Source organism: Microbulbifer elongatus (assembly GCF_021165935.1).
Classification (GTDB): domain Bacteria; phylum Pseudomonadota; class Gammaproteobacteria; order Pseudomonadales; family Cellvibrionaceae; genus Microbulbifer; species Microbulbifer elongatus.
In genome coordinates this window covers 251,416-263,467 of sequence record NZ_CP088953.1, presented here as the reverse complement: position 1 = coordinate 263,467, position 12,052 = coordinate 251,416, and the positions used below count along the sequence as shown (strand labels likewise).

Below are 12,052 nucleotides of genomic sequence, written 5' to 3'. Positions count from 1 at the left end.
CGTTGCATACAACGCGGCTACCGGCCTAGCCGCGCAGGATCTTGTCCATCGCCTTGCCCTTGGCAAGCTCATCCACCAGCTTGTCCAGGTAGCGGATTTTCCGCATCAGTGGATCCTCCACCTCCTCTACCCGAACCCCGCACACCACGCCTTTTATCAGGGCGCTGTTCGGGTGCATCTGGGGAGCCTCGGCAAAAAAGGTTCTGAAATCATTCTCCTGCGCAATCTGTTGTGCCAGCCCCGCTGCGTCGTAACCGGTAAGCCAGCGGATAATCTCATCCACCTCTGCTCTTGTGCGCCCTTTGCGTTCCGCTTTCTGGACGTACATGGGGTAGACCTTGGCGAAGGGCATGGAGAAGATTCTGTGATTTACCATGACGAGTGTTTCCGATATTCCGGACTTGGAAGTTGCTCGTTGTTTTTTCGGGAGGCTATTTTTTAGCTGCCTCCACGGCTTCTAAAATGGCGAGTTTTATTGCGTCTGAGAAGTCGTCTTCGTAGAGTAGGGAGCTGATAATCTGGTGTAGAAGGTCCTTGTTAATTACGTTATCGGCTACCCATACTGCGATGTTTTCCATTTCTTTGACGAAGCGCTGTACCACATAGTCGAAGCCATTCAGCTCGAGAAAGTAGGCTCCTAACGCTAGTGATGAACGCTTGTTACCATCGTTAAATGCATGGTTTTTGTTTATGGAAAACACCAGATGCGTAAGCTTGTCTTCTACTTCCGGGTAGTACCAATCATTCTGGATATGTTGTGGAGGGCTTTCTAGCTGGCCTATGTCTTTGGTGCCCGCCAGCCCGCCCGAGTGCTTGATGATCCAATCGTGAACGCGAATAGCATGAGCCACGTCGAAATAGAAAACCGTACGGTAACACCTGAATCTATGCCTTCACTCATAGATGTAGCCCTCCTCTAGCGATCTTTCAGGCGTTTAAGCACAGCCAGTGTTTCAGGGTCACTCAATTGCTCTTCCAGTGAGCGGCTCTTCTCGCCGAGGAAACGCTCGAAATCGGCCTCGGGCACGGATTGGATATAGGTCTCCAGCTTCTCGTGCAGGGCATCGCGAAAACACAAGTCCCTGCTGGCCATTTTTGTTCGTGCATCCAGGATCAATGGCTTGAAAAGGGGATGTTGCTCAAAGCCGGCAAACAGGGTTTCGGCTTCTTTCTGAGTGAGCTTGCGGCCTTGTGCCTGGCTGGCTTTCTCCAGTTCGTGGGCAATGCCGGATTCATAACTGGCAATCAGGTTCAGTACTTCGGAATATAGTGTTTCGCGAAGGTTGGCCTTGGTGGCCAACTTCAATACCTTTTTATATTCGGCGGCATTTTCATGGAAGATGCTTTGGTAGATCAGGTTGGTAAAGCGGGCATACTTCCAGTGGTTGCCCTCCACATAGTTGTCCAAGGCATCGGTGAACTGGCGCCGGTAGTTTTCTTCCTGTAGTGCGCTGACCAGGTAGTTCTCATCCCGCTGGTTGATGAACTTGGTATGCCCGCCCGCGCGCTCGGCCATGACATCCAGCACGATATCCAGCAGGCGGGAACGCAGCAGTCGCGCGGGTTCGCTCTCGGTCAGAAGCATACCCAGGTTCAATACTGCACGAAAATTGAACACGCCCAGGGCGCTCACTTTGGTACCGTAATTCATTACGGTACCATCATCTAAGTCTTTGAAATCCTTCAGTTTTTTGCCTTTCAAGACCCGGTAGCCATTGGCCTTGAGCTCATCGGCATGACTGACCAGGTACTTCTCAATCGTACTGTCACTGACCTCGTACAGCGCCATCACCTGCGCCTTGGTAAACACTGTCTCCCCGTCAAACGTATTGCCCCCCAGGTCCAGGTGCCGCTCGGCCTGTTGCAGGGCATAGCGGTTGTTGAGGATATTCTGGCGGTCGTGGGACGACTCGGTGAGGTCTTTGGCCATCCTAGGCCTCCGCTGTTTGGGGTTGGGTGGTTGACGTGACGGTTACCTGGCCGTTCATTAGCATTGGGAGAAGCCAGTCGCGGAGTTTCGTAAGCTCTAAGTTTTGTTGGTTATTGCTAACGATCGTCTTGAGTATCGGAGAAAGCTTGGCGTCCATTGATAGGATAAGCTCTTAAAGACGTTTGCTTGTACTTCAGAGGAGATTGGTGGGCCTTCCGGGACTTGAACCCAGGACCTGCCGATTATGAGTCGGATGCTCTAACCAACTGAGCTAAAGGCCCCCACAGACGCTTGCAGGGTTCTGCGAGCGGGATGGCAAAGTACTCGATTTTTCCCGTGAAATCAACGCTCTGTCGCACCTGCGGTGGTGTGCCGCCTGCCTTACCAGGCCCAGTTGAAGCCCAGGTTGGCATTGGCGCCGGACCAGTCTAGGTCGTCCAGGGAGTGCTGGTAGCCAATGTTCATGAAGGCGCTGCCATACTGGCTTTCCAGTAGCACGATACCCCCGCCAAACTCTCCCCAGGTGGCCTGGCGATCCAGGTTGGTTCGGATATCCAGGTCAAACAGCAGTTCGTCATTGCCGCCGAGGGTGTGCCAGAGGTTGCCGAACAGATAAAAGCGCAGATTGCCGTCCAGCCAGCGACCGTCCACATTGTAACCGCGGATACCGGCGCGGAAGTTCACTTCCGGAGTCATATCCGGCTCCACCTTGGAAATGCCATCCTGATACGCGCTCAGGTTACTGTAGTTCACCACGGCCTGTAGCTGCGGCTCCAGGTTGAAGGCTTGCGTGGCTTGCCAGGTAAACCCCTTTTCGAGCGACAGGGTGATTTGGGGGCCAACAATGGTGTCGCCGATACCCCGTGAGGATTCACTCTCTAGCTTCAGGTAAGCAAGCTTGGCGGTGAAATCGAAGTAGCCCATGTCCGGGCGGTAGTCGTTGAAGTAGTAGCCGATGTGGTGGCTGGTGAGCTGGTTGTGGCCGGCGCTGTAATCGGTGAAGCCGCGAGCGAAACCGGTGACATCACCGCTCGCCCGTGTTGACCCTACAAACAGGCCCATTTCTCGCGCGCCACCGGTGCAGGTGGGGGCGGCCCACAGGTTGGTACCCAACTGGACACCGGTGATGTCGCCGTCGAAGCGGTTGTCGACGTCGCCGCTCCAGCCGTAGTCTGCGCGCATATGATGGACGCGGATCCAGTCGTCGTTCACCCCGTCAAACCAGCTGCGCTGCTCACCGCGCCGTTTGTGGTAGCTGCCGACTTCCTGCAGGGAGGTCAGGCGGGCGAGGGATTTCGCCTGGGCGTAGAGGGGGATTTCCGGGCGGTAGATGGGCACCGGGGTATTGCCGGACAGGGCTGCGCGGGTATTGATGCTGCTTGGGGACTGAGAGGCCACGCTCCCCATGACGATTCCGGTGCTGCCGGCGCTGCTCAGAGTACTGTATGGCCTTTGCGCGGGTTGCGGCGTAGCGACGGCATCGCCGGGCAAGAGGGTGGAGCGCAGATACCAGTTGTCGGCGTCTTGCGGGCTGATGGCGCCACGGAACAGGAAATATTCGTAGGGGCCGGCGGATACCGAGCCGTCCATGTAAAACGCACTGTGGCTGGTGCTGGCGCCGTCCCGGGCTTCCACCACGAGAATGCCTTTCTCGGTATCTGCGCCGTGGCCGGCGAGACGGTTGAACAGCAGTCGGGTGTGTCCGCTGGCGTGGCCACCGTGGAGGATCACTCGGTCGGCAAGGCTGGCGTCGCCTTCCGCCACCAAATCCATGTGAATGGTGCCGTGACCTCGGTAGTCCCCATGGATCGACAGACGGTTGGCGGTGTTACCGCGCATATCGATCACTCCATGATTAGTGAGGGTTACGTTCTGTCCGTTGTAGGGGGTAAGCGCGGCGCTGAAATAGGGGAGTAATAGTGCACTGCTGGAGTCCACCTGCAGGTGGCCCGGATGCCCGCCACTGTCGCCGAGCACCAGGGAGGTATCCAGTGTCAATTGTGTGCCTTGCTCGAGATACAGGTTTTCCCAATGCTGCAGGCGAGATGGGTTGTCGAGAGTGACGGCGCGGAGTCTCAGGGTGTCGAATCCCGCGCCTCCGTCGATCAAGGTGCCTCCCTGGCGGCTGGCACTGTGTTGATTCGTCAGTGTGTACTCGTCATCGCCGCCACCGAGCAATATCTGGCCGTGGAGCGGTGGCGACATGAGCGCGCCGGTAAAGGCGATAGGGGCCAACAGTGAGGGTTTGGCGGCGGCGAAAACGCCGCGACCCAGCCGGAGAATCGACATGCTTCCTTCCCTGAATCTTATTGCTGAGCGCAGATCCGTTGCGCTCTATTGGGGAGGTACCCGGTGGTACATCGGTACCAAAAGTTTAGATCGGGGGAAGGTTGTCTGCCGTGGACTGCGGCTATTGGTCACGAATATTGTCGGGCAAACCTGCGCGGTCATCCGCCTGCAACCCGCACGTTGGTCACAGGCGTTTTCCGGGGCGGCTGTGGTTCAGGTGAGCCAGCGCGGTACCAGAATACAGGCCCAGGTACTTACCCACAGCAGTAGGGAAATCGACACTGCGGCGGAGCCGGTGTCTTTGGCGATTTTGGACAGTGGGTGCTTCTCCGGGCCGACCCGATCCACCACGGCCTCTACCGCACTGTTCAGCAGCTCGACGATCATCACCAGCAGGGTGACGCCGATGAGCAGCGCGCGTTCAACACCGGTTTCTCCCAGCCACAGTGCGGCGGGGATCAGGAAAATGGCGAGGGAGACTTCCTGGCGGAAGGCGGCCTCGTTGCGCCAGGTGGCGATCAGCCCCTGGCGGGAGTACTCGGTGGCATCGATCAGGCGGGAAATGCCGGTTTTTCCGGGCTTATTCACAAACTGCTCTTCCATTGCTCTGCGAAAATCTCCGTCGGTTTATGTGTGGTCAATGGGAATTGCCGGGCTTCATCGGTTTGCAATAATTCCGACACGCACAAAAAAGCCCGGCGAGCCGGGCTTTTTTGAGTATAGACCGAGCAAGAAAACTTACTCGTCCAGGAAGCTGCGCAGATGCTCGGAGCGTGAAGGGTGGCGCAGTTTGCGCAACGCCTTGGCTTCGATCTGACGGATGCGCTCACGGGTAACGTCGAACTGTTTGCCCACTTCCTCGAGGGTGTGGTCGGTGTTCATGTCGATACCGAAGCGCATGCGCAGTACCTTGGCTTCCCGTGCGGTCAATCCGGACAACACTGAGCGGGTAGCGTCGTGCAGGCCGGTGGACGTCGCGGTGTCGATCGGAGAAGACTGGTTCTGGTCTTCGATGAAATCCCCCAGATGGGAATCTTCATCGTCACCGATCGGCGTTTCCATGGAGATCGGCTCTTTGGCGATCTTCAGGACTTTCCGCACCTTGTCTTCTGGCATCTCCATGCGCTCGCCCAGCTCTTCCGGGGTCGGCTCGCGGCCCATCTCCTGCAGCATCTGGCGGCTGATCCGATTGAGCTTGTTGATGGTCTCAATCATGTGCACCGGAATACGAATGGTGCGCGCCTGGTCGGCAATGGAGCGGGTGATCGCCTGGCGAATCCACCAGGTGGCGTAGGTGGAGAACTTGTAACCGCGACGGTATTCGAACTTGTCCACCGCTTTCATCAGGCCGATGTTGCCTTCCTGGATCAGGTCCAGGAACTGCAGGCCGCGGTTGGTGTATTTCTTGGCGATAGAAATAACCAGACGCAGGTTGGCCTCGACCATTTCTTTCTTGGCGCGACGGGAGCGGGCTTCGCCGATGGACATGCGGCGGTTGATCTCTTTGATCTGACCGACGTCCAGCTGGGCTTTGTCCTGGGCCTGCTGCAGTTTGCGCTGGGCGCGCTGGATCTCGTCGACAACCTGGCGCAGGGCGTCGGAGTAATCGCGCTTTTTCTTGATGATCGCGGGGATCCAGTCAAGATTGGTTTCGTTGCCGGGGAATTCCTTGATGAACGTCTTGCGCGGCATGCGGGCACGCTTGATGCACAGGTTCATGATCAGGCGTTCTTGCGCACGCACGTCGTCGAGAATGCTGCGCACAGCGTTGTACAGCGGGTCGAACTGGCGCGGCGCCAGCTTGAAGAAGCGGAATACTTCACCTACCGCTTCCATGGCCTCGCCGGCCTCTTTGGAGTCGCGGCCGTGCTTTTTGATCGCGGCATCGGCTTTCTTCTGAGCGGCGATCAGTGCGTTCATGCGCTCTGCCAGCTCTTCCGGATCGATGCCGCCGACGTTTTCCTCTTCCTCGGAAGTGTCGTCATCGTCGTCATCATCGCTGTCGGAATCGTTGTCGCTGTCCTTCTCTTCGGCCTTTTTGGCTTCTGCGGCCTGGCCGGCCTGGGCGCCCGGGGGCACTTCGTCGGCGGGGTCGAGCCAGCCGGCGATGACGTCGGGGATGCGGCGTTCTTCTTTCTCGATCAGCGCGTATTCGTCGATAATCTGCTGCACGGCGCCCGGCCAGTAAGCGAGGGCGGCCATCAGTTCGCGCAGGCCTTCTTCGATGCGCTTGGCGATGGCGATTTCGCCTTCGCGGGTAAGCAGCTCTACGGTGCCCATTTCGCGCATGTACATGCGCACCGGGTCGGTAGTGCGGCCCACATCGGATTCTACGGCGGCCAGTGCGGCGGCGGCTTCGGCGGCGGCGATCTCGTCGGCGGAGCTGTCGCCTTCGGCCATCAACAGTTCTTCGGCATCCGGTGCTTGTTCAAACACCTTGATGCCCATGTCGTTGATCATGCCGATGATGTCTTCCACCTGATCGGGATCGGAGATGTCCTCCGGCAGGTGGTCATTCACTTCCGCATAGGTGAGGTAGCCCTGCTCTTTACCGCGGGCAATCAGTTCGCGAATGCGGGAGGTGGTTTTTTGCTGCTGGGTTTTGTCGGTCATGCACAACCCTGAATTCTGGGGATTGATAGTCGGGACTTTTGTCTGGGCTTTTCTTTGGACAAAGACGCGGGATTATAGCGTATTTGCGATAGCAATAACCACTGTGACTGTCAAGGCAGAGGGTGTGGTTCAGGGTGTCCGGGCGCGCTTGTCTTTGGCTTCCAGCCGCTTTGGGCGGCGGGTCAGTCTATATGGTGATGGCGCCCGGAATTTCAAGGGGCTCGCATGACATTTGTGGCGGTGCGGATGTTGGGTGTTTCCGTGCAAGACACGCCGTGTACCCGTCCCTGGGGGCTCTGCGAAAACATCCCTGTTTTCGAAGGTCTTGCACGGAAGCACCCAACATCAGCACCTTTGCATCCAGATTCAGTCTTTCTTCCGGCGAAATTGTGCCAGCAGCGCCAGTTGCTCGGTGCTCAGCTGGTTGCCGTTGGTCTTGAGCTGGTCGAGCAGTTCCCGCTTGCGCTGGCGCTCCGCGGCGAGCTCCAGGGTGCGCAGGCAGTCGCTGAACTCGGTGTGCGGGTCGTATTCCAGCACCTGGCCCTGGCCGCCGACGATCGGGTGGCTCATGGCTAGGCGGGGCAGCAGTTCGCGGGCTTCCTTGCTTTCCAGATTCATCAGGCGGCCGAACAGCTGGTTGCTATTGAGCGCCGGATTTTTGTGTAAAACCTGAAGAATTTCGCCGAAAAGCTGCAAATCGGCGTCGTTGCTGTCGCGGAAACGGCTGCTATCGTCAATCAGCTCCGCCAGCTGGGGGTGGTGCAGCAACAGGGCGATCAGCATGCGCTCGGCGGGTAGACGGTACTGCCCGCTGCGCCGGCGCGGCGTGTTGCCCGGGCCGCTTTCGTCCGGGTAGTCCGGTGGCGGTGGGTTGTAGTCATCGTCGAGCGGGGGGCCGTCGTAGGCTTCCGCGGGGGGCATTTCTTCGCCGAAAGGGGGTGGGGTGGGTTCCCCGGGCTGCGCCATCGCGGCGGTTTTGGGGGCCGGCTTCTGCGCCGGTTTTGGCGCCGGTTGGGCCTGGCGGGCGAGTTCGGCGCTGCGGGCTTTTTCCGCGGCGATGATCTCTTCCAGCATGTCCTGTTCGAGGCCGGTACGGCGGGCCAGTTGCTGGAACATCAGCTGGCGGTAGACGCCTTTGGGTAAGAGGTCGAGCAGCGGCGCGGCGGCTTTCGACAGGCGCGCGCGGCCGTCCATGGTCTGGATATTGATGCCTTCCCCCAGCAGGTCGAACAGGAAGTCTTCCAGTGGGCGCCCCTGTTCGTCGATCAGGGTGTCGAAGCGCTCGCCACCGATCTGGCGCACCAGGGTGTCCGGGTCTTCCCCTTCCGGCAGTAACAGGAAGCGCAGGCTGCGGCCGTCCTGCATATGCGGAAGTGCAGCTTCTAACGCGCGGCGGGCGGCAGTGCGCCCGGCGCGGTCGCCATCGAAACAGAACACCAGTTCCTGGGTGTGGCGGAAGGCCAGCTGGATATGGTCTTCGCCGCAGGCGGTACCGAGTGTGGCGACGGCGCAGCGGATATCGAACTGGGCCAGGGCCACCACGTCCATATAGCCTTCCACCACGATCAGCCGTTTCAGTTCGCGGTTGGCCTGACGGGCTTCCCACAGGCCGTAGAGCTCCCGGCCCTTGTGGAAAATCGGGGTTTCCGGGGAGTTGAGGTATTTGGGTTTGTCGTCCCCCAGCACCCGGCCGCCGAAGGCGATGGTGCGCCCGCGCTGGTCGCGGATGGGGAACATGATGCGGTTGCGGAAGCGGTCGTAGTGGTGGCGCTTGCCGGGTTCTGTCTTGCCGTCACTGTCCTGGCGGCGGATGGCGAGGCCGGCCAGCTCCAGCTGCTCGGTTTTCTCCGCGCTGGTGCCGAGCTGGTTGAGCAGATTGTCCCAGCCGGGTGGGGCCAGGCCAATGCCAAACTCCTTGCAGATGGCACCGGACAGCCCGCGGTTCTTCAGGTAGGTGATGGCCGGGGTAGAGATCTTATGGTCTTTGAGCTTTTCCCGGTAAAACTCGGCGGCTTTTTCCGTGAGCTGGTAGAGGGACTGGCTCTCCTGCTGGCGTTTGATCTGGCCGGCGTCGAGCTTTTCCCGTGGCACTTCCAGGCCGAGACTGGCGGCGAGCTTCTCCACCGCCTCCGGGAAGGGCAGGCGGTCGTACTCCATCAGGAAGCCGACCGCGTTGCCACTTGCACCGCAGCCGAAGCAGTAATAGAACTGCTTGTCCGGACTTACGGTGAAGGAGGGGGTTTTCTCGTCGTGAAACGGGCAGCAGGCGGAATAGTTTTTCCCGGTCTTGCGCAGTTTGACCCGGCTATCGACCACCGGAACAATGTCGGCGCGGGCCAACAGGTCGTCGATAAAATACTGCGGGATCTTGCCTGCCATACATTACTAATTTATTTGCTGGAAGAATCGTCTTAAAACGTAGCGAGCGGGTGGCTGATGGTGGCCGCCAGCGCGCAACAAGCGGAGTGTACACGCAGTACATGAGCATTGTGAGCACTGCCGGCCGCCGTCAGGCGCCCGCGCAGTAGTTTTACGGCGATTCTTAAAATGAGGCTTTGACGAGTTTGCTGACCGCACCCATATCGGCGCGGCCCTGCACCTGGGGTTTTACCAGTGCCATCACCTTGCCCATGTCCGCCATGCTGCTGGCGCCGGTCTCTTTGACGGCGGCGGCGACGATTTCCTGAATCTCGGCTTCAGACAGCTGCTCCGGCAGGAAGTCCTGAATCACATCGATCTCCTGCTGCTCCACTTCCGCCAGTTCCGGGCGGCCTGCCTTTTCGTACTGGGCGATGGAGTCGCGACGCTGCTTGGTCATTTTGTCCAGCAGGGCGAGGATGCGCGCGTCGTCCAGTTCGATACGCTCGTCCACCTCTACCCGCTTGATCTCCGCATTGATCAGTCGCAGGGTCGCCAGGCGCGCTTTGTCGCGGTTCTTCATGGCGTCTTTGGTGGCAGTAGTGAGGGTTTCCTTGAGAGTGCTCATTGGGCGTCGTCCGTTGTGGTTGCGGAAGAAAGTATTCGTGGTGTGGCGGCTAAGCATAGCGCCTGCCGGGGGTTGGCTGAAGTGGCCGTATTTTAAAAAGGTTCCAGAAACAGAAAACGGCGCGCGAGGTAGCCTCGGGCGCCGTTTCAGATCGCGAACCGCGTTCGCGTCAGCGTGCTGTGAGCGAGAGACCGGGCTTACGCCCGGCAAAACTCAGTAGAGACGCTGGAACTTGCGGTTTTCGCGCTGCAGTTTTTTGGCGTGACGCTTTACAGCGGCAGCAGCCTTGCGCTTGCGAACGGAAGTGGGCTTCTCGTAAAACTCACGGCGACGTACTTCGGAGAGTACACCGGCTTTCTCGCAGGAGCGCTTGAAGCGGCGCAGAGCGATGTCAAATGGCTCGTTGTCTTTGATGCGTACTGATGGCATTAGATTACCTGTAAAATTGTTTCTCTCGGCCAGAATCCATTGAGCATGGCTCGTGTGGAACTGGCGGGGCCTATCCGGCTAACGTTGATCTCGCAGATCAGGCCGGAGGCCGGTTCACAGCGAGGGCGCAAATTCTATACAGATGATTTGGCCTTCGCAAGCCTTGTGGACCTAAACCCGTCAATCAAATGCGACTACTGGAAATGTCGCAGCCACCAGGCCCCCGGGCGGGTAAATATAGACGCGATTGGCCCGGCCCGCTGAGCTCCACGGCGGATTTCTGGTCCGTCTGAGAGTATGATAGCGCCCCCGCAAGCGGGTCCGAATCGGCAAAGTGTCCGTTTTTGCGACTTGGCCCGGTTAATTGGCAATTTTTGAGGAAATATCCGGCACCGTGCGAGTACTCGGCATAGAAACTTCCTGTGATGAAACCGGCGTCGCCCTGTACGACAGCGAACAGGGGCTGCTCGGTCACACTCTTTATAGTCAGGTGAAACTGCACGCCGATTACGGTGGGGTGGTGCCGGAACTGGCCAGTCGCGACCATGTGCGCAAACTACTGCCGCTGGTGCGCGAGGTGATGGCGCAAAGCAGCACTCAGCCAGAAGAGATCGACGGTGTCGCCTACACCGCCGGCCCCGGCCTGATCGGCGCGCTGATGGTGGGCGCCTGCGCCGGTCGCGCCATTGCCTACGGCTGGGATGTACCGGCCATCGGTGTACATCATATGGAAGGCCACCTGCTGGCGCCCATGCTGGAAGAGAACCCGCCGGCATTTCCTTTTGTCGCGCTGCTGGTCTCCGGTGGTCACACCCAGCTGGTGGATGTGCAGGGCCTGGGCCAGTACGAGCTGCTGGGAGAATCCCTGGACGATGCCGCCGGAGAGGCCTTCGACAAGGCCGCCAAGATGCTGGATCTGGATTACCCCGGCGGCCCACGCCTGGCGGCGCTGGCGGAAAAAGGCGACCCGCTGCGGTTTACCTTTCCGCGTCCCATGACCGATCGTCCCGGGCTCGATTTCAGCTTTTCCGGCCTGAAAACCTACACGCTGACCACCGTGCGACAGCATGCACTGGACGACGGGCTGCCGGATGAACATACCTGCGCGGATATTGCCGCGGCCTTTCAGGAAGCGGTGGTGGATACACTGGTGATCAAGTGTCGTCGCGCGCTCAAGCAGTCCCGGCGCAAAACCCTGGTGATTGCCGGTGGCGTCTCCGCCAATAAACTGCTGCGCCAGCGCTTGGAGGCGCGCCTCGCTGAAGACGGCTGCAGTGTGTATTACCCCCGTCAGGAATTCTGTACCGACAATGGGGCCATGATTGCCTACGCCGGATGCCTGCGGCTGCAGGCCGGTCAGCGTACCGGCCTCGATATAGATGTGCGCCCCCGCTGGCCACTGACGGAACTTTGATTAGGACTGGAAGAAAAGCTTGATGGACATCGTTTATATCCGCGATCTCAAGGTCGACACCATTATCGGCATCTACGACTGGGAGCGGGAAGTGCGCCAGACCGTGAGTCTGGATCTGGAAATGGCTTTCGATATTGGCGAGGCCGCGCGCACTGACAATATCGAGCACACCCTCAACTACAAGGCCGTGGCCAAGCGCCTGATCGCGTTTATCGAGGGCAGTGAATTTCTGCTGGTGGAGACCATGGCCGAACAGGCCGCGGACATTGTGCGCAAAGAGTTCAAGGTAAGCTGGTTGCGTTTGCGCCTGTCCAAGCCCGGTGCGGTACGCGGCGCCCGCGATGTGGGTGTCATCATTGAGCGTGGTAGCAAACAGAGTGCGGAGATCTGA

11 protein-coding genes and 1 tRNA gene are annotated in these 12,052 nt (G+C 59.1%); 2 read left to right on the top strand and 10 right to left on the bottom strand.

Annotated elements, in window-relative coordinates; translation table 11 throughout:
- Positions 1–25: 25 nt before the first annotated feature.
- From LRR79_RS01160 to rpsU, 10 genes are all read right to left on the bottom strand, one after another.
- Entirely contained in the window at positions 26–376 is a 351-nt protein-coding gene (locus LRR79_RS01160; protein WP_231758611.1) for a DUF2200 domain-containing protein, read from the bottom strand.
- 55 nt (positions 377–431) lie between these two features.
- Positions 432–851: a type II toxin-antitoxin system death-on-curing family toxin gene (locus LRR79_RS01155; RefSeq protein WP_231758610.1), complete on the bottom strand. Its 420-nt coding sequence runs from the start codon at positions 849–851 to the stop codon at positions 432–434.
- Positions 852–916: 65 nt separating this feature from the next.
- Entirely contained in the window at positions 917–1,930 is a 1,014-nt protein-coding gene (locus tag LRR79_RS01150; protein WP_231758609.1) for a DNA-binding protein, read from the bottom strand.
- A gap of 204 nt (positions 1,931–2,134) precedes the next feature.
- Positions 2,135–2,211, bottom strand: a tRNA-Ile gene (locus LRR79_RS01145).
- Between the two features lie 100 nt (positions 2,212–2,311).
- Positions 2,312–4,219, bottom strand: a complete 1,908-nt coding sequence (locus LRR79_RS01140) for an autotransporter family protein (RefSeq protein WP_231758608.1) — start codon at positions 4,217–4,219, stop codon at positions 2,312–2,314.
- Between the two features lie 213 nt (positions 4,220–4,432).
- The gene (locus LRR79_RS01135) at positions 4,433–4,822 is read right to left on the bottom strand and encodes a diacylglycerol kinase (RefSeq protein WP_231758607.1); all 390 of its coding nucleotides are present in this window, start codon (positions 4,820–4,822) and stop codon (positions 4,433–4,435) included.
- 135 nt (positions 4,823–4,957) lie between these two features.
- The gene (gene rpoD / locus LRR79_RS01130) at positions 4,958–6,832 is read right to left on the bottom strand and encodes an RNA polymerase sigma factor RpoD (RefSeq protein ID WP_231758606.1); all 1,875 of its coding nucleotides are present in this window, start codon (positions 6,830–6,832) and stop codon (positions 4,958–4,960) included.
- Positions 6,833–7,198: 366 nt separating this feature from the next.
- On the bottom strand, positions 7,199–9,211 hold the full coding sequence (gene dnaG, locus LRR79_RS01125; RefSeq protein ID WP_231758605.1) for a DNA primase: 2,013 nt from the start codon (positions 9,209–9,211) through the stop codon (positions 7,199–7,201).
- 163 nt (positions 9,212–9,374) lie between these two features.
- Positions 9,375–9,818, bottom strand: a complete 444-nt coding sequence (locus LRR79_RS01120) for a GatB/YqeY domain-containing protein (protein WP_231758604.1) — start codon at positions 9,816–9,818, stop codon at positions 9,375–9,377.
- Between the two features lie 213 nt (positions 9,819–10,031).
- Complete coding sequence (rpsU, locus tag LRR79_RS01115; RefSeq protein WP_043319591.1) at positions 10,032–10,247, bottom strand: 30S ribosomal protein S21; 216 nt, start codon at positions 10,245–10,247, stop codon at positions 10,032–10,034.
- A 394-nt stretch (positions 10,248–10,641) separates the two neighbouring features.
- Between rpsU and tsaD the strand changes: the two genes are divergently transcribed.
- Positions 10,642–11,661, top strand: coding sequence for a tRNA (adenosine(37)-N6)-threonylcarbamoyltransferase complex transferase subunit TsaD (gene tsaD, locus LRR79_RS01110; protein WP_231758603.1), 1,020 nt, complete (start codon positions 10,642–10,644; stop codon positions 11,659–11,661).
- A 22-nt stretch (positions 11,662–11,683) separates the two neighbouring features.
- Positions 11,684–12,052: a dihydroneopterin aldolase gene (gene folB, locus LRR79_RS01105; protein ID WP_231758602.1), complete on the top strand. Its 369-nt coding sequence runs from the start codon at positions 11,684–11,686 to the stop codon at positions 12,050–12,052.

Excerpts from the sequence above, each read along its gene's own strand:
- folB (WP_231758602.1), top strand. The coding sequence starts at position 11,684 with ATGGACATCGTTTATATCCGCGATCTCAAGGTCGACACCATTATCGGC.
- rpsU (WP_043319591.1), bottom strand. The coding sequence starts at position 10,247 with ATGCCATCAGTACGCATCAAAGACAACGAGCCATTTGACATCGCTCTG.
- dnaG (WP_231758605.1), bottom strand. The coding sequence starts at position 9,211 with ATGGCAGGCAAGATCCCGCAGTATTTTATCGACGACCTGTTGGCCCGC.
- LRR79_RS01150 (WP_231758609.1), bottom strand. The coding sequence starts at position 1,930 with ATGGCCAAAGACCTCACCGAGTCGTCCCACGACCGCCAGAATATCCTC.
- LRR79_RS01135 (WP_231758607.1), bottom strand. The coding sequence starts at position 4,822 with ATGGAAGAGCAGTTTGTGAATAAGCCCGGAAAAACCGGCATTTCCCGC.
- rpoD (WP_231758606.1), bottom strand. The coding sequence starts at position 6,832 with ATGACCGACAAAACCCAGCAGCAAAAAACCACCTCCCGCATTCGCGAA.
- LRR79_RS01140 (WP_231758608.1), bottom strand. The coding sequence starts at position 4,219 with ATGTCGATTCTCCGGCTGGGTCGCGGCGTTTTCGCCGCCGCCAAACCC.
- LRR79_RS01160 (WP_231758611.1), bottom strand. The coding sequence starts at position 376 with ATGGTAAATCACAGAATCTTCTCCATGCCCTTCGCCAAGGTCTACCCC.
- LRR79_RS01120 (WP_231758604.1), bottom strand. The coding sequence starts at position 9,818 with ATGAGCACTCTCAAGGAAACCCTCACTACTGCCACCAAAGACGCCATG.